12 protein-coding genes are annotated in these 15,436 nt (G+C 61.8%); 5 read left to right on the top strand and 7 right to left on the bottom strand.

Going from position 1 to position 15,436, the window contains the following annotated elements; translation table 11 throughout:
* Window positions 1-78: 78 nt before the first annotated feature.
* On the bottom strand, window positions 79-885 hold the full coding sequence (locus HUK68_RS22035; protein WP_175506376.1) for an IclR family transcriptional regulator: 807 nt from the start codon (window positions 883-885) through the stop codon (window positions 79-81).
* A 130-nt stretch (window positions 886-1,015) separates the two neighbouring features.
* Between HUK68_RS22035 and HUK68_RS22030 the strand changes: the two genes are divergently transcribed.
* The gene (locus HUK68_RS22030) at window positions 1,016-2,005 is read left to right on the top strand and encodes a Bug family tripartite tricarboxylate transporter substrate binding protein (protein ID WP_175506375.1); all 990 of its coding nucleotides are present in this window, start codon (window positions 1,016-1,018) and stop codon (window positions 2,003-2,005) included.
* A gap of 4 nt (window positions 2,006-2,009) precedes the next feature.
* On the top strand, window positions 2,010-3,476 hold the full coding sequence (locus HUK68_RS22025) for a flavin-containing monooxygenase (protein ID WP_175506374.1): 1,467 nt from the start codon (window positions 2,010-2,012) through the stop codon (window positions 3,474-3,476).
* Window positions 3,477-4,273: 797 nt separating this feature from the next.
* Here the strand turns inward: HUK68_RS22025 and HUK68_RS22020 are convergent.
* From HUK68_RS22020 to HUK68_RS22010, 3 genes are read right to left on the bottom strand one after another with little or no spacing between them, the layout of a single operon-like run.
* The gene (locus tag HUK68_RS22020) at window positions 4,274-7,597 is read right to left on the bottom strand and encodes a type I restriction endonuclease subunit R (protein ID WP_244146391.1); all 3,324 of its coding nucleotides are present in this window, start codon (window positions 7,595-7,597) and stop codon (window positions 4,274-4,276) included.
* 35 nt (window positions 7,598-7,632) lie between these two features.
* Window positions 7,633-8,973, bottom strand: a complete 1,341-nt coding sequence (locus HUK68_RS22015) for a restriction endonuclease subunit S (protein ID WP_175506373.1) — start codon at window positions 8,971-8,973, stop codon at window positions 7,633-7,635.
* Window positions 8,970-11,294, bottom strand: a complete 2,325-nt coding sequence (locus HUK68_RS22010; RefSeq protein WP_175506372.1) for a type I restriction-modification system subunit M — start codon at window positions 11,292-11,294, stop codon at window positions 8,970-8,972. Before HUK68_RS22010 ends, HUK68_RS22015 begins: the two co-directional genes overlap by 4 nt.
* 712 nt (window positions 11,295-12,006) lie before the next feature.
* On the opposite strand from HUK68_RS22010, the gene HUK68_RS22005 reads away from it, so the two are divergent.
* Window positions 12,007-12,453, top strand: a complete 447-nt coding sequence (locus tag HUK68_RS22005) for a DUF441 domain-containing protein (RefSeq protein WP_175506460.1) — start codon at window positions 12,007-12,009, stop codon at window positions 12,451-12,453.
* Window positions 12,454-12,552: 99 nt separating this feature from the next.
* Window positions 12,553-13,245: a glutathione S-transferase family protein gene (locus HUK68_RS22000; protein ID WP_175506371.1), complete on the top strand. Its 693-nt coding sequence runs from the start codon at window positions 12,553-12,555 to the stop codon at window positions 13,243-13,245.
* Window positions 13,246-13,262: 17 nt separating this feature from the next.
* On the opposite strand, the gene HUK68_RS21995 is transcribed toward HUK68_RS22000, so the two are convergent.
* Window positions 13,263-13,754: a DUF6882 domain-containing protein gene (locus HUK68_RS21995; RefSeq protein ID WP_175506370.1), complete on the bottom strand. Its 492-nt coding sequence runs from the start codon at window positions 13,752-13,754 to the stop codon at window positions 13,263-13,265.
* Between the two features lie 187 nt (window positions 13,755-13,941).
* Here HUK68_RS21995 and HUK68_RS21990 point away from each other — a divergent pair, with 187 nt between their 5' ends.
* Window positions 13,942-14,295: a DOPA 4,5-dioxygenase family protein gene (locus HUK68_RS21990; protein WP_175506369.1), complete on the top strand. Its 354-nt coding sequence runs from the start codon at window positions 13,942-13,944 to the stop codon at window positions 14,293-14,295.
* 31 nt (window positions 14,296-14,326) lie between these two features.
* Here the strand turns inward: HUK68_RS21990 and HUK68_RS21985 are convergent, their stop codons facing one another.
* Both HUK68_RS21985 and HUK68_RS21980 read right to left on the bottom strand, forming a co-directional pair.
* Complete coding sequence (locus tag HUK68_RS21985; protein ID WP_175506368.1) at window positions 14,327-14,857, bottom strand: hypothetical protein; 531 nt, start codon at window positions 14,855-14,857, stop codon at window positions 14,327-14,329.
* Window positions 14,858-14,968: 111 nt separating this feature from the next.
* On the bottom strand, window positions 14,969-15,424 hold the full coding sequence (locus tag HUK68_RS21980) for a GFA family protein (protein WP_175506367.1): 456 nt from the start codon (window positions 15,422-15,424) through the stop codon (window positions 14,969-14,971).
* Window positions 15,425-15,436 lie beyond the last annotated feature (12 nt).

The following is a 15,436-nucleotide window of genomic DNA, read 5'->3' as shown; positions in this document are numbered from 1 at the left end:
GCTCACCGTTCGTCCTGAGCCCGTCGAAGGATGAACGGCCAGATCTTACAACCGGTGCGCCGACCATCCCACCCCGCCTCACGCCGCCAGCAGCCGCGCCACCGCATGCGCCGACAGCGACGCCCCGAGCAGATTGGCATTGCGCGTCAGCACCGGCAGCATCGCAGCCCGCAGTTCCGGCGAGAACAGCGCGCTGGCCCCGGTGAGCGCCAGCGCGCCGATGGCCTGCCCGGCGGCGGTGGACACCAGCACGCCCTGGGCGCAGATGCCCTCGACGTTCTCTTCCAGATTCACTGCCAAGCGCTCCCGAGCAATGCGCTCCAGTTGCGCCTCCAGCGCCTTGCGGCTGGTGAGCGTGGCGGCCGTGCGTGCCGCGTAGGGCGAAGGGCCCAGCAACTGCGCGCGCGCCGCCGCATCGAGCGTGCTCAGCAGCAGCTTGCCCGATACCGAGCAGTGCAACGGCGCATGCGCCTGGGTGCCGATATAGGGCGCAATCGCATGCTGGCCGGTGATGGCTTCGATCACCAGCCGCTGATGGCCGAGAAACACCGTCAGCACCGCGGTTGCCGAGAACTGGCTTTGCAACTGGCGCAGCACGTCGGTGGCGTCGCGCCGCAGCAGGTTCAGCGGATGGTCCAGCGGCAGCGGCGCCAGCGTTGCCGCGCCCGCGCAATGCCGGCCCGCGGCATCGCGGTAGGTGCGGCCCAATTGCTCCAGCAACTGCAGCTGGCGGTGCGCCGTGCTCGAAGGCAGCTGCGTGGCCTGGGCAATCTCGGCCAGCGTCAGCGGCCGTGCGGCCCGCAGCAGGCAGTCGAGAATCGCCAAGCCGCGCGCGAGGGCGCTGGAATCCTGGACGGAGGGGGAAGCATCGGAGCGTGGAGGCATCGGTGAGCACGGCGCGACGGGAAAACCGGGACGCAACGCAGGACGCATGAATATATGCGGATTTCTACCTTGCCCGAATCGCTGCCGCTTTGAAAAATGGGAAGTATCTTCCACTTTTTCACGAGCTGCAATGACTGCTTCCCTGTCCCGCCGCCGCCTGCTGCTCGCCGGCGCCGGCACTGTGTCCATTCCCGCATGGCCGCCACTGGCGCAGGCCGCCAATGCCGGCAGCGGCTATCCGCAGCGCGCGCTGCACCTGGTCAGCCCCTATCCGCCGGGCGGCACCAACGACCTGGTGGCGCGCATCACCGGGCGCGAACTGTCGGCGCTGCTGGGCCAGCCGGTGGTCATCGACAACCGCGGCGGCGCGGGCGGCACGCTGGGCACCAATGCCGTGGTGCAGGTCGTGCCCGACGGCTACACGCTGCTCAATGCCTCAAGCGGCAACCTGACCTCGGCGCCGCAGGTGATCGGCGCGCCCTACGACCCGCTCAATGACCTGGTTCCCGTGGGGTTCCTGGGCCATGTGCGCTTCGTGCTCGCGGTCAACCCGGCGCTGCCGATCCGCAGCCTGGCCGAGCTGATTGCCTATGCGCGCGCCAACCCCGGCAAGATCAACTACGGCACCGCGGGCAACGGCACGGGCGGCCATATTGCCGGCGAATACCTGCGCCAGCGCACTGGCATCGACATCGTGCATGTGCCCTACCGCGGCTCGGCGCTGGCCGTGAGCGACGCGCTGGCCGGCCATGTGCAACTGGTGCTCGACCCGCTGGCTGGCCAGTATGTGCGCGACGGCCGCCTGCGCGGCCTGGCCTTCAGCGGCGCGCGCTCGGCGCCCGATCTGCCCGGCGTGCCCAGCATCGACGAGGCCGGCGTGCCCAAGTGGGAGGCGACGAACTTCTTCCTGGCGGCGGTGCCGCGCAACACGCCCAAGCCGGTCGTCGAGGCCTTGCTCAAGGCCTATGCCGAGATCGCCGCCAAGCCCGCCGTGGTCAAGGAACTGCAGGCGCTGGGCGTGGAGATCCTGCCATTGCAGCAGCAGCAGATCACCGAGCTGATCAAGGCCGAGATCGCATTGAACAACCGCGTGATCCAGGCGGCGCAGATCCGTGGCTGACACCATGTCCAACAGTAGCTTCACGACCGCGGAGCAGGCCCTGGCTGCGGCGGTACGCCGCGACATGCAACTGCTGCGCGACGCGCCCGCCGACTGGGTGCCGCCGCGCGCGGGCACCGACCACGATGTGTTCATCGTCGGCGGCGGCCAAAGCGGCATGGCGATGGGGCTTGCGCTGCGGCGCGCGGGCATTGGCCGCATCGCCACCATCGACCAGAACGCAGCCGGCCGCGAAGGCGTGTGGTCCACGGTGGCGCGCATGCCTACGCTGCGCACCGCCAAGGCCTTGACCGGTCCCGAGTCCGGCATTGGCGCGCTGAGTTTCGAGGCCTGGTATTCAGCCACGCAGGGCGCGGCGGCCTATGCCGCGCTGGAACGCATTCCGCGCCTGGCCTGGGCCGACTATCTGCGCTGGTACCGCGCGGCCACGGGCAGCGCCATCCGCAACGAGACGCGGCTGCTGGATATCGAAGCGCTGCCGGGCCGGGGCCTGCAGCTGACGCTGCGCCTGCCCGATGGCCGCATCGCCACCGAAGTCACGCGCAAGCTGGTGCTGTCGACAGGCGTCGACGGCTGCGGCGTGCCGCGCATTCCGCCGCAGGTGCGCGAGGCCCTGGCGCCCACGCGCTACTCGCATACCCATGCGCCGCTGCCCGATCTGGCCGGCCAGCGCGTGGCGGTGCTGGGCGCGGGTGCCTCGGCCTTTGACGCGGCGGCCACGGCGCTGGAGCAGGGCGCAGCCGAAGTGCATCTGTTTGCGCGCCGCGCCGATATCGCGCGCGGCAGCCGCATGAAGGCTTTCTCGCATGTCGGCGCCTTCGAGTTCTTTCACACCCTGCCCGACGCCGACCGCTGGCAACTGATGCGCGCCTACCGCGCAAGCGGCGGCGCCCCGCCGCGCCACGCCGTGCAGCGCGCCGCGGCGTTCGACAACTTCCACCTGCATCTGGGCAGCGAATGGCATGAACTGCGCGAGCAGGGCGAGCACATCGTGCTCGATGCCTCCGATGGCCGCTTTGTGTTCGACCATCTGGTGCTGGGCACGGGCTACGCCGTCGACCTCGCGGCGCGGCCCGAACTGGCGCGCATCGCGCCGCAGATTGCAACCTGGGCCCGGCACTACCGCCCCGAGTGGGGCAACCCGGACGCGGAGCTGGGCCGCCATCCCTATCTCGATGCGGGCTTTGCCTTCACCGAGGCCGATCCGGGCAGCGCGCCCTGGCTCGCCGACATCCACTGCCTGGGCGCCCCGGCCATGGCCAGCCACGGCCGCCCGGTCGGCGATACCGGCAGCCTGCGCCACAACGTGCCGCGGCTGGTATCAGCCATCGGCCGCGACCTGTTCCTGGCGGACCGGGAATGGCAGGTCCGGCATCTGCAAAGGGTGGAGGGGGATGAGATGGATGGGAGTGAATATGCGGATCGCGTTTGGGGCGTTGGGGTGCGGGCTTTGAGCGCGGCCGATAACTGAGGGGGCCGGGCCGGTAAGTCCGGCCCGGTACTCGGGGCTGCTCTGGCAGGTCACTGACCTTCAGGTTGACGTTGTTGCGCAGTCCTTTGTTGCCAACAGCGCTGAGTCAAATTGGGTGGTTGGGCTTTTGCGGGTGCCTGGAGGTCGAATTGCGATTCACCAAAAATTTTGTAGGCGTCGCAAACTCCGAACAGCCGGGAGCCGCTGGATGGCTTATTGATATCGGTGCATGGTCAGTTGATATGCCTGAGCACCGCTTTTCGAGATATGCCTGAATCCCTTATCCTTTGCAGAGCATATTTCGGTAAGCAGAGCTACGCCACTGACATCGCCCATAGACGCATAGCTCGCTTTGGCGTCACTGGTTGCTTCAGGCTGAGAGCTGCCGGTCGCACATCCGCATCGAACGACTGCTGTGATCAGAAGCAGACCGCTGAACCCGTTACCGCGTGACTGATGCAGATGGAAGGCAGGAGCAAGCTTCATTGCTGGGTTGCAGTGTCCAAGTGCTCTATTGTCGATAACACGGACTTGTCGCTAGCTTGATATTTTGCTGCTAGTAGTAAAGCCGGACTGAGTGTGGCTTTTGTAAGCACCAGTCTGCTTGGGATCAAGCGGATTTACCAACGTGCGCAGTACGACGGCCCGATGCGCGACTCCTGGAACTGCTGGGCACCCGCTTGGCGCTACTGCAAGGTATGGCTGATGGCAGCGTGACCAATGTCGTGCCATGCAGCGGGCGCGCTAGATCAAGGTGAAAACACATCACGACTGCCGCCACATAGCCTTGGGCGGCACTACCCCAAATCAGCAATTGGACCTGCCCGCGTAACCGCTCTACTTCTCGTAACGGTGGAAATCGGGAGATTACCCTGCACCAGCAAATCAAACACTATTCGCGCAAAGTTGGCTGCCTTGCTCGGATCGGCCAGCAACTGCATCATCTGGTTCTGGTGGGCTTCACTGCTGTCCATGATGGCATCGTCTATTGCCTTGGAGAAGTCGCCCAGCATGGCCTGTTCGGGCGAATTGTTCTCGATCTGCTTCATCACCTTGACGTTTTCACCCACCTTGTCGCGGATCGTATAGGCGTAGTTCACCATGTCCTTGTCGGTGAGCTGGTCGGTCACAAACACCTCATTGAGACGGCTGATGATCTGCGACAGAAGCTCTTCCGTCTTGTCGTTTGGTTTGGCCGTGCCCAAGCCTTCACCGGGCACTAGCTTGAACTCAGCGCTATTTTCTTTGAGCACCAGATCCTGCTGGCGTATCTTGGCCACGCGGTAGTGGCTCAGCACCACGTTGCCCAGGTCGATGTCGTCTTCGTCAAGCAAAGTTTCACGCAACATGGGCCGCAGGTTGCGCGCGTACAGGCTCAGCTTTTCCAGGTCGGTGTCGTCGTAATCCACGATCTGCGACATGAACTCGTAAAAGCGCACAAACGTGCCCAAGTCTTTCTTGAAGATTTCCAGCGCGTCTTTTTCCTTCTGGCACTCCTTCAGGCTTTTCTCGGCGTTCGCAATCAGCACCGCATCGCCCGTCTTCTGGGTGCGCTCAAACATCTCCTTGGCGATCTTGAAAGACTCCATCGCCGATTTGTAACGCAGCTGCCAACGTTGCACCGCCGGCTTGCAGATATTGGCAATCGCCGCGTTGCTTTTGTTCTTCACATAAAACGCCGCGCAGAACTGCTCCACTTCCTGCCGCGTAAAAATGCCACCCGCACGCAGCTTGTCTTGCAGCACAAAGATCAGGTTGGGGTCGGACACATTCAACAACTCGGCCGTCTGGAAGTAGGGCTGAAAGGCCCCCAGAATCTCATCCGGTTCGTTGAAGAAATCCAGCACATAGGTGCCCGTCTCGGCCTTGTTCGGGTAGGTGCGGTTCAGGCGCGACAAGGTTTGCACACACTCCACCCCGACCAGCTTCTTGTCCACATACATAGCGCACAGCTTGGGCTGATCAAATCCCGTCTGAAACTTGTTGGCGACGATCATCACCTGGTAGTCGTCCGAATCGAAAGCCTTGCGCATATCGCGGCCCTTGAGGTTCGGGTTCATATTCGTCTCGGTGAACTTCTCGCCGATCTGGGCCGCCGCAGCCAGGTCTTTGTCGGTGAACTCCACCTCACCCGAAAACGCCACCATGGCGTGAATCTTCTGGTAGTCCTTCTCCGATATGTACTTATCGAAACACTGCTTGTAGCGCACCGCCTCCTTGCGCGAGCTGGTCACCACCATGGCCTTGGCCTGCCCGCCGAGCAAGCCCATCACGTTGTCCTTAAAGTGCTCCACAATCACCATCACCTTCTGGGCAATGTTGTGATCATGCAGGCGCACCCATTGGTTCAGCTTGACCTTGGCGCGCTTGCTTTCCACCTCTGCATCGGCGTCCTGCACCTTCAGGGCCAGCTTGTAAGCCACCTTGTAGTTGGTGTAGTTCTTCAACACGTCGAGGATGAAGCCCTCCTCAATCGCCTGCCGCATGCTGTACACATGGAACGCCGCTGGCTTGTTGGTGGCGGAAGGCACCTCGTCCGGGCGCGGCACGCGGCCAAACAGCTCCAGCGTCTTGGCCTTGGGCGTGGCGGTAAAGGCAAAGTAGCTCAGATTGCCCGATGCGCGGCGCGACGCCACCGTGGCGGCAATGAAGTCGTCGCTATCCAGTTCGGCAGCCTCATCTCCCGCTTCACCGGCTTCCTTCATCAGCACCTCTTTGAGCTGCCGCGCCGTGGAGCCGCTTTGCGACGAATGCGCCTCGTCGGCAATGATGGCGTAGCAGCGCTGTTTCAGGCTCACGCTGTTTTCAATTGCCTTCAACACAAACGGAAAGGTCTGAATGGTGACGATGATGATGGGCTGGGCCGCTTCCAAAGCGGCCGCCAGCTTTTCAGACTTGGAGCCATCGCCCTCTTTGTTGTTGATGCGCCCCACCACGCCATCGGTGTGCTCAAACTGGTAGATGGTGTCTTGCAACTGCGCATCGAGCACCGTGCGGTCGGTCACCACAATCACCGAGTCAAACTGCTTTTTGCCGTCTGCCTTGTACAGCGCCGAGAGCTGATGCGCCACCCAGGCAATGGAGTTGGACTTGCCCGATCCCGCGCTGTGCTGAATCAGGTACTTCTGTCCCGGCCCCTCGCTGCGCGCCGCCGCCAGCAGCTTGCCGACCACGTCCCACTGGTGGTAGCGGGGGAAGATCAGGCTTTCCTTCTTGTACTTGCGGCCTTCCCAGTCTTCCTTGTCCTCAATTTGCAAGTGCACAAAGCGGGCCAGGATGTTGAGCAGGTTGTCCGGCAGGAGCACCTCGTTCCACAGGTAATCCGTGGCGTAGCGGCTAATATCCTGCGGCACATCGTTGCCCGCGCCGCCGTCCGCCGTGCCTTTGTTAAAGGGCAGAAAGTACGTGCTCTCCCCCTCCAGCTTGGTGGCCATGTGCACCTCGTACTGGCTCACCGCAAAGTGCACCAGCGCGCCGCGTTTAAAAGTCAGCAGCGGCTCCGGCTTTCGCGCCACGGGGTCCACAGGCAGGCGCGTGGTTTTGTACTGCCGCACAGCGCGGTCCACCGCCTGCTTGAACTCGCTCTTTAGCTCCAGCGTGGCCACCGGCACGCCGTTGACGAACAGCGCCAGGTCAATGCGCCACGCCTTGGCCTTTGTACCGGTCGCCGCGAAACAGGCATCGGTACACCACGGGCTGTACACTAGCTCGGGCACCACGCGCAGGCGATTTTTGGCGTAGCGGGCCAGCGTGTCCGGGTTCAAGTCGTGCTCGGGCTTGAACTGGCACAGCGACAAGCGCGCATTGCGGTCACGCAACTCGTGGCGCAGCACCCCCAGCGTGCCAAAGGTGCGGCTGTCTTTGTGCGTGGCGTTGGGGTCGGCCTTGCCCAGTTGCGTGGCAATCAGTTGCAAAAACTTCTGCTCCGCATCTTTGGGGTGGTTGGCGCAAAACCTTTGCCACTGTGCATCTTGCGTCTCTTGCACAAAGCCCAGCGCATCCTCGGGGTACAGGGCCAGTTCGCGGTTGTACTTTTCCGGCGAGCCGAGCAACCAGCTATTGGCAAGCAACTGGCGAATGATGTCGTCTTGAAAAATGCGTTCGGTGGCTGGGTCGCTCATGGTCGGGAGAGGTGGGGCTGTGTGGATGAAGGCCGTCAGGCGGCGGCTTGCCAGTCGCGCACATCGATCTTGCCGGTGACGGCGGCGGAGATTAGAGCGGTGCGGCGTTCTTGCATGAGCTCAATTTGCTGATCTGCAATAGAAATTAGTTTGTCGAGACGAGCTGTTTTTTCTTTGACGGCTTTTGCAATTTCATTTTGCTCAGTAAGCGCAGGCAATGTGATGTGCATCTGCTGCAGATGGTATGGCCCGAAATGCTGAATCGTTGATCCTGACTGGAGTAGCTTTATTTGCTCAAAGAAAAGGTCTGATTGAACAAGACAGCGAATGAATTCTTTGGTGATGGAAGCCTTAACTTGTGGACGCAGTCTTATCAAGCCGGTGTAAGGGACAGCCCCAACTGTGTCTTCCCCAACCTCAGATACGAGACCAGTGGTTGCACTACAGCTAATAATTAAATCGCCTTGCGCGACTCGGAAGTGCTCCCACTTTGCTCGAACTTTAGATGGGGATAGATAGGTTTTGTAGTCTCTACTTACAAACTTATCTTTCACATTTTGTATGCGCAATAGAGGCACGCCCTCATCGTGAAAGTCATTCGCCAAAATCCCCGGCCCTTCGAGTAAGTCAATCTTATAGTGAAATTTTGTCATTCCCCAATGCGCAGGCACTTCACCTAGCCACTCCACGCCAGAGTCTTTCATCGGGGCGTTGGGGTTGAGGCCTTTGGTGACGGCGTGGCTGATGACGGCTTGGCGCTTTTCCTTGAGCAACTCAATCAACCACTGCTGCTTCTCGATCAAGGCATCAATCTTCGCCGTTTCGTGGTCGAGGAAGGCGGCGATGGACAACTGTTCTTCTACATTTGGAATCGGACAACCTATATCGCCCAATAACTCTAAATTTAGGCCATCTCGAAGGTCGCCTCCGGCCATGTTTCTGATGTTCTGGTAGTTTGAGTGCAACCACCAGAATAAATAACGTGAACTCTGTAAGTCTTGAGAAACGATGGCAGCCATAGACTGATTGCATGTTGCATCTATTGCAAGCTGCGCAATCATTCCTTTCGTTTTTCCCTGCCCCGCAAGCGCCATCACCAGTGCATTTTTAGGAATCCATTTCGCACTGCTGTTTTTGTAGGCAGCTTCTGTAATGTAGGTTGATACTTCCGAAATTAGGCCTTGATTTACTTCGCCAGAATTAATCCAAGGAACTGACCCATTTTCCCAATACTCCTCAATAGCCTTGGATGGCGTACCTCCGGCATATAGTTTTGCAATCCAGCGAAGATGTACAGAATTCCAGTGCTTTGGTGTTCTGTCTGCCCATTGGAGTTTTGATTTTTCATACTCCGGATAAGCCTTGTACCGATTCACGAATGCACCTCACGCAGCAGCGCCATGATCTCGGCGCTCACGGCGTCCAAGTCGGCATCTATCTCTTCCAACGGCCGTGGCGGCTGGTACTGGTAAAAGTGGCGGTTGAACGGAATTTCATAGCCGACGATACCGATCTCGCCATCTTTGGCGTCGCGCTTGCTGGCGTCTATCCACGCATCGGGCACATGGGGCTGCACTTCGGCGATGAAGTAGGCCTCTACGCTCTCGCTCACGGTGCGACTGGGGTCCAGGGCCACGTTTTCAAAATCGCGCAGCTCGCCATCGGCCTGGTATTCGATGACCTCCTGGTTCACGGCGAACAGGCCGTAGAGCGGATGGGCTTTGCCTTTATGCACCTTCTTGACCACCTTTTCAGCGGTTGGGCTCTTCCAGCTCACGGCATCGGCGATCTGCTTTTTCTCTTTGGCATCGAGCGTGATGCCTGCCTTTTTGCTGGCGCCCTTGATGGCTTCGTTATAGGCATTGAAGTCGTCGTGCTGGGCGCTGCCGATTGCGCTTTGCAGGGCGCGGGCCTTGAGCAACAGCGCCTTTTGTGCCAGCCAGGTGCGGGCGTCGAGCAGGTCTTTGATCTGCTTTTCCTTGAGGTCGGCAAAGTGGCGCTTGAGGTGGGCGCGTATTTCTTCGGCGTAGTCGTCCAGCTGGCCGTAGAGGTCGCAGTCGGCAGCGTCTTGCCAGTAGGGCTGGCCGTACTCGGCGTAGACCCACTGCATGGCTGCATTCAGCGCGCCAGACTCAAAGCGCAGGCAGGCAATGCGTTCATCGCTGAACTGCCACGACAGGCGCAGGGGGCGCTCGATGGTGATGCGGCGGTAGCCAAACTCGTGCGTGGCAAAAATTTTGCTGGCAAAGGTTTTGACGCCTTCGGGCTTGGGGTTGGCGGCTTGGCGGCCCCGGTTGCTTTTGGCTTCCGCCAGTTTGTTGAGCGCCTGCGTCTCGATCACCTCAAACCTGCCAAAGCAACGGGTGATGGTGGCAATGTCGGCCTCGTCCATCACATTGCGCTTGCTGCCCAGCGATTTGCGCATCTTGCCGCAGAGGTTGGCGCCGTTGATGAGCTGCACCTTGCCTTTGCGCTCAGCAGGCTTTTTGTTCGACAGCACCCACACATAGGTGGCAATGCCGGTGTTGTAGAACATGTCGGTGGGCAGGGCGACGATGGCTTCGAGCAGATCGCTTTCCAGAATATGGCGCCGGATTTCGGATTCGCCCGAGCCTGCGCCACCAGTGAACAGCGGCGAGCCATTGAGGATGATGCCGATGCGTGAGCCGCCGTCCTTCACATCGCGCAGTTTGCTGATGAGATGCAGCAAAAACAGCAGCGATCCATCGGACACCCGCGGCAGGCCGGGGCCAAAACGGCCGTCAAAGCCTTTGAGGGTGTGTTCGTCGGTAATGTCGCCTTCGATCTTTTTCCAGTCCACGCCAAAGGGCGGGTTGGAGAGCATGTAATCGAACTTGCTGGCGTAGAGGTGGTCGTTGGAGAGCGTGTTGCCGAGCTTGATGTTGCTGACATCCTGCCCCTTGATAAGCATGTCAGCCTTGCAGATGGCGTAGCTCTCGGGGTTCAGCTCCTGGCCAAAGGCGCGCATCACGGCCTGTGGGTTCAGCTCGTGCACATATTCCATGCCCGCCGAGAGAAAGCCGCCCGTTCCCGCTGTGGGGTCGTAAATGGTGCGGATGATGCCGGGCTTGGTGAGGGCTTCATCGTCTTCCATGAATACCAGCGAGGTGGTGAGGCGCACGATGTCACGCGGGGTGAAGTGCTCGCCCGCCGTCTCGTTGGAGCTTTCGGCAAACTTGCGGATCAGCTCTTCAAACACCAGCCCCATGTCGTGGTTGGAAACGACCTTGGGGTGCAGATCCATGGTGCGGACTTTTTGCACCACTTTGTAGAGCAGGTTGGCGTCGTTCAGCAGACTAACGAATTCAGAAAACTTGAAGTGATCAAAAATCTCGCGGGCGTCTTTGGAAAAGCACTGGATGTAGCGTTCCAGATTGGCTTTGATGCCCGACTCACCGAGGGTGCTGAGGTCCATAGGCGAGGTGTTGAAAAAAGACAGCCCGCCAGAGGCGCGCCGGAGCAGCTTTTCCTTGGCCTCTTCGGCAATCGCCATCTTCTCGACCTTGGCGGCTTCGGCCAGCACAGCGGGCTTGCTGCTTTCCAGCACACACTCCAAGCGGCGCAGCAGCGCAAAGGGCAGGATGACGCGGCCATATTGGCTTTGCTTGAAGTCGCCGCGCAGCAGATCGGCCAGCGCCCAAAGGTCAGCGGCGAGGTTATTGGTTTCTTGGGTCATGTATTACGAACGTGGGCTTGGGGTTTCAACCCTACGAGGGCGAGTATTGCACGGGCTTATGGGGTGAATTTCCGAACCGATGCACAGCGCAGGCCTACAAAGAACAGAGCCCGAACTGTTGCCAGACTCCGAGCTCAAAAATCTGTGCAGGGATATCTGCATTGCCATCCGAACCGACCACCCAATGCGGGATCTGCATGCATCGCACCTGACTGTGCGCAGCGGCAGATAGTTCACCGCTGCCGTTCCGCTACGAATCATCGTCAGCTTGCAGATTGGCGCCAATGACATGCAACAGCGGCAGGAATACCATGGCGGCGGCTTTAAATGCCGAACGCACTCTACACGCCTGACAAAAGCAACTTTGATCTACCTTAGAACGGCGCTGTTGTGCGACTGGCTGTAATCGCTGCAAAGCCGACCTCGCCACCGGCCGCAGGTCCAGTGGTCTACCCAATGCTTCTATGCACTCAACCATCAAGCTGGCAACACCACTCATTGCCCGCGCATTGGACGTAAGTAATAGCTCGTTGTACGCAGCGCTAGCCCGACATGGAAGCCTGTTGCAGAACCTCACCCCTGAATCGACCCATCCGCTCAACATCGAGCCAAAGTTTTGCCCGCTGGAATCCAAGCTCCAGCCAGGAATGCCAAAATCCGGGTTTCCACTGAACGACCCGTCCCTGCACTGGCACCCGGTCCTGTCATGTCTCTGTTCGAACCCATCGTCCTCATTCTCCTGGCCCTGGCTGGGCTCAGCATGTTTGCCGGCAATTACACCGTGGCGGCCGCCATGGTGGTGCTGATCGTGATCCGCGTCTCGCCGCTGGCACTGTATTTTCCGTGGCTGCAAAAGCATGGCCTCAATATCGGCATCTTCCTGCTGATGGTGGCGGTGATGGTGCCGATTGCCAGCGGCAAGATTCCGGCGATGGACCTGCTCAAATCCTTCACCCACTGGAAGTCGGGCGTGGCGATCCTGGTGGGCATTTTCGTGGCGTGGCTGGGCGGGCGCGGCGTGACGCTGATGTCGGCGCAGCCGGGCGTGGTGGCCGGGCTGATGGTCGGCACGATCCTGGGCGTGGCGTTCTTCCGCGGCGTGCCGGTCGGGCCGCTGATTGCGGCCGGGGTGGTTTCGCTGCTGATCGGCAGGTCATAGCGGATCCGGCCTGCGCGCGGCGCTCGACGGTGCTGGTGCCCGCCGCAAGCGGCGAGCGGTGCGGTTGGCTAAACTGGCCCATCACCCGAGGAGACCCCGATGACGTTGACCGTGCACCATCTTGAAACCTCGCGCTCGCAACGCGTCCTGTGGCTGCTCGAAGAGCTGGGCGTGCCCTATGAACTCAAGCGCTACCGGCGCGATCCGAAAACCCGCCTGGCGCCGCCCGAGCTCAAGGCGATTCATCCGCTGGGCAAGTCGCCGGTGATCACTGACGGCAGCACCGTGGTGGCCGAGTCGGGCGCCATCATCGAGTACCTGGCCGAGTGCCATGCGGCGCAGGCGCCTGCCGAACTGGCGCATCTCGAGCCGGCGCGCGGCACGCCAGAATACCGGCAGTGCCGCTTCTGGATGCATTACGCCGAAGGCTCGCTGATGAACTGGCTGGTCATGAAACTGGTGTTCAGCACCATCCCGCACCAGCCCATGCCTTTTTTCGTGCGCCCGGTGGCGCGCGCGCTGTGCGCCACGGTCGCGCAAAAGCTCATCGATCCGAATGTGCAGACCGCGCTGGCGTTCATGGACGCACATCTGGCGCAGCAGCGCTGGTTCGCGGGCGAGCACCTCACCATGGCCGATTTCCAGATGAGCTTTGCGGTCGAGGCGGCGCTGGCGCGCGGCGGCAATGTCGCCGGCTGGCCGCATCTGCTGGCGTATCGCGAGCGCATGCAGCAGCGGCCCGCCTACCAGCGCGCGCTGCAAAAGGGCGGGCCGGTAGTGATGGGGTCCTGACAGCGATCAGCGCGGGTTCAGTGCAGCCACTCGCCCTGGGCCGGCGCCATGCGCAGGTGCAGCAGCGTGAAGTACAGCGTCACGTCGCCTTGCTGGTCGATGAAGGTGCCGACGGCGCGCTGCAGGCGGCCGGCGATGCACAGGCACTCGGTGGCCTCGGGACGCCCGCCCTGGATGCGCGGCGTGGTCAGCAGCGCCAGCTGGTTTTCGCGGCCGAAGTCATGCACCACCTCCAGCGCCGCGCCATGCTGGCGTGGAATGGCCTCGTTGGCCCAGCTCCAGACAAAGCTGCCTTCGCTGGCACTGGTCGTGCCCACCAGGCATACAGTGGCCAGCACCTGGCCCAGCGTGCCTTCGAACGTCAATGTGGCGCTTTCCAGGTCCCAGTGGTACTTGGGCGATCCTTGCAGACCGAACTCGCTCTGCCAGCGGGCATTGCCGGCCACCATGGCCTCCACGGCCTCGCGGCTCCAGGCATTCCAGTCGGTGGCTTGTTGTTCTGTGCTCATTGCTGATCCATTCATTTTCCGGGCCGCCATTGTCGGCGAAGACCTCCCGCCCCCGCCGCGAAAAATTTTAGCGGCTAAATTCTGGCGTCCGACGGGCGGGGGCGGAGTGCGAAAATCCGGCTTCCACCGAGCGATGCGCTTCGGGCCCGGGGCGGGTTGCGCCCAGGGCGCGCGGCAATGGAGCAACATGAACTTTTTAAACCCCACCCAGATCCAGGACTGGCATGCCCATGTCTATTTCGATGCGTCGAGCCGGGACGCGGCCTGGGCCTTGCGCGAAGCCGCGACGCGGGCATTTGCGCCGCGGGTCGATATCGGCCGCTTCCATGAGCGTCCCGTCGGGCCGCATCCAATGTGGAGTTTTCAGCTGCGCATCAGTCTGGAAGATTTTGCGCAGGTCGTGGGCTGGCTGGCGCTGAACCATGGCGCGCTCGATGTCTTCCTGCATCCCAACACCGGCGACGCGCTGACCGACCACCGCGACCGCGCGCTGTGGATAGGCCGGCCGCATGTGCTGGCACTGGCGGGGTTTGGCGCATAGGCCGCACGGCCCGCGTTCCCCGCCCGGGAGTTCAACGCAGCTTGGGTTCCTCGGAGCCATCGAGGCCCAGCTCGGCCGCGGCGCGCTTCAGTTCCGCCAGCTGGTAGTCCTGCACCGTGTGCCGCGACGAGACCGTGCGCTGCCCGGGTCCGGGAACCAGCAGCCAGGCGCTGGCGCCTTCATCCTGGGGGTGGGGCAGGGCAAACATCAAAAACTCGCAGTCGATGCCCCAGACGTCGTCGACCTGCATGTCCTGGCACTCGACCGGAACGTGCAGGAAATTCACGCGGTCGCTGACCGCGCGCAGGAAGTCTTCGTCCTGCGCATCTTCCGCGTCCGGTGCGCCCTGGATCGGATCGATGAAGGTGATCAGCACCGTGCTGCTGAACGCGCCATGCTCCCACTCGGGTGCCTCGCGCTGGAACATCAGCGTGGCCTTGCCGGTGAAGGCAAAGCCCGCCTGGTCGTCGCCATACCGGAAGCTCCTGGCCGCGGCCACGGCTTGCGCATAGCCTTCGTCGTCGATGCCCACGAAGCGCAGGTCCTCGGTGATGCTTGTCATGTGTCGTTCCAGAAAAAATGCACCCGGGCCGGCCAGGCCGCCCGGGTGGAATGCAAAGCCGCGATTATCCCGGGCCTGGGGCGCGGGCGCCGGGCGGCGGGCATTGGCCGTTCAGTTGTTCCGCGCCGCGGGATTGGCTTCGTAGCGCAGCCAGCCCGCAGGGGGCGCCGCGCCGTCCGCACGGTCCTTGGGATGGTGCACGCCGTCGCTGACCGGCACCTCGGCAAAGTCAAACGGGCTCATGCCTTCGATGCAGGCGACGTTGACGCCGTACTGGTCCGGCGAGGAGCGCCGCTGGTGGAAGGTGTAGATGCCGCACTGTGCGCAGAAGTGGTGCTTGGCTTCGCCGGTGTGGAACTGGTAGAGCGCCAGCGATTCCTGGCCTTGCAGCACCTCGAGGTCCTCCAGCCGAACCGTGACCGCGACCGCGCCGCGCATGCGGCAGTACGAGCAGTTGCAGCGGCGCGCGCTGCGCAGGCCGTCGGCCAGCCGCAGGCTGAAACGCACACTGCCGCAGTGGCAGGCGGCCTGGTAGACCGGCCGGGAGTCTTGGGTGCTTTGCGTCATGCGGGCATTGTC

This window comes from Comamonas antarctica (assembly GCF_013363755.1).
Taxonomy (GTDB): Bacteria; Pseudomonadota; Gammaproteobacteria; order Burkholderiales; family Burkholderiaceae_C; genus Comamonas; species Comamonas antarctica.
This window is presented reverse-complemented; position numbering and strand designations above follow the sequence as displayed.

Bases quoted from the DNA above. Each gene is read 5' to 3' on its own strand.
- HUK68_RS22035 (WP_175506376.1), bottom strand. From the start codon at position 885: ATGCCTCCACGCTCCGATGCTTCCCCCTCCGTCCAGGATTCCAGCGCC.
- HUK68_RS22030 (WP_175506375.1), top strand. From the start codon at position 1,016: ATGACTGCTTCCCTGTCCCGCCGCCGCCTGCTGCTCGCCGGCGCCGGC.
- HUK68_RS22025 (WP_175506374.1), top strand. From the start codon at position 2,010: ATGTCCAACAGTAGCTTCACGACCGCGGAGCAGGCCCTGGCTGCGGCG.
- HUK68_RS22020 (WP_244146391.1), bottom strand. From the start codon at position 7,597: ATGAGCGACCCAGCCACCGAACGCATTTTTCAAGACGACATCATTCGC.
- HUK68_RS22010 (WP_175506372.1), bottom strand. From the start codon at position 11,294: ATGACCCAAGAAACCAATAACCTCGCCGCTGACCTTTGGGCGCTGGCC.
- HUK68_RS22000 (WP_175506371.1), top strand. From the start codon at position 12,553: ATGACGTTGACCGTGCACCATCTTGAAACCTCGCGCTCGCAACGCGTC.
- HUK68_RS21995 (WP_175506370.1), bottom strand. From the start codon at position 13,754: ATGAGCACAGAACAACAAGCCACCGACTGGAATGCCTGGAGCCGCGAG.
- HUK68_RS21990 (WP_175506369.1), top strand. From the start codon at position 13,942: ATGAACTTTTTAAACCCCACCCAGATCCAGGACTGGCATGCCCATGTC.
- HUK68_RS21985 (WP_175506368.1), bottom strand. From the start codon at position 14,857: ATGACAAGCATCACCGAGGACCTGCGCTTCGTGGGCATCGACGACGAA.
- HUK68_RS21980 (WP_175506367.1), bottom strand. From the start codon at position 15,424: ATGACGCAAAGCACCCAAGACTCCCGGCCGGTCTACCAGGCCGCCTGC.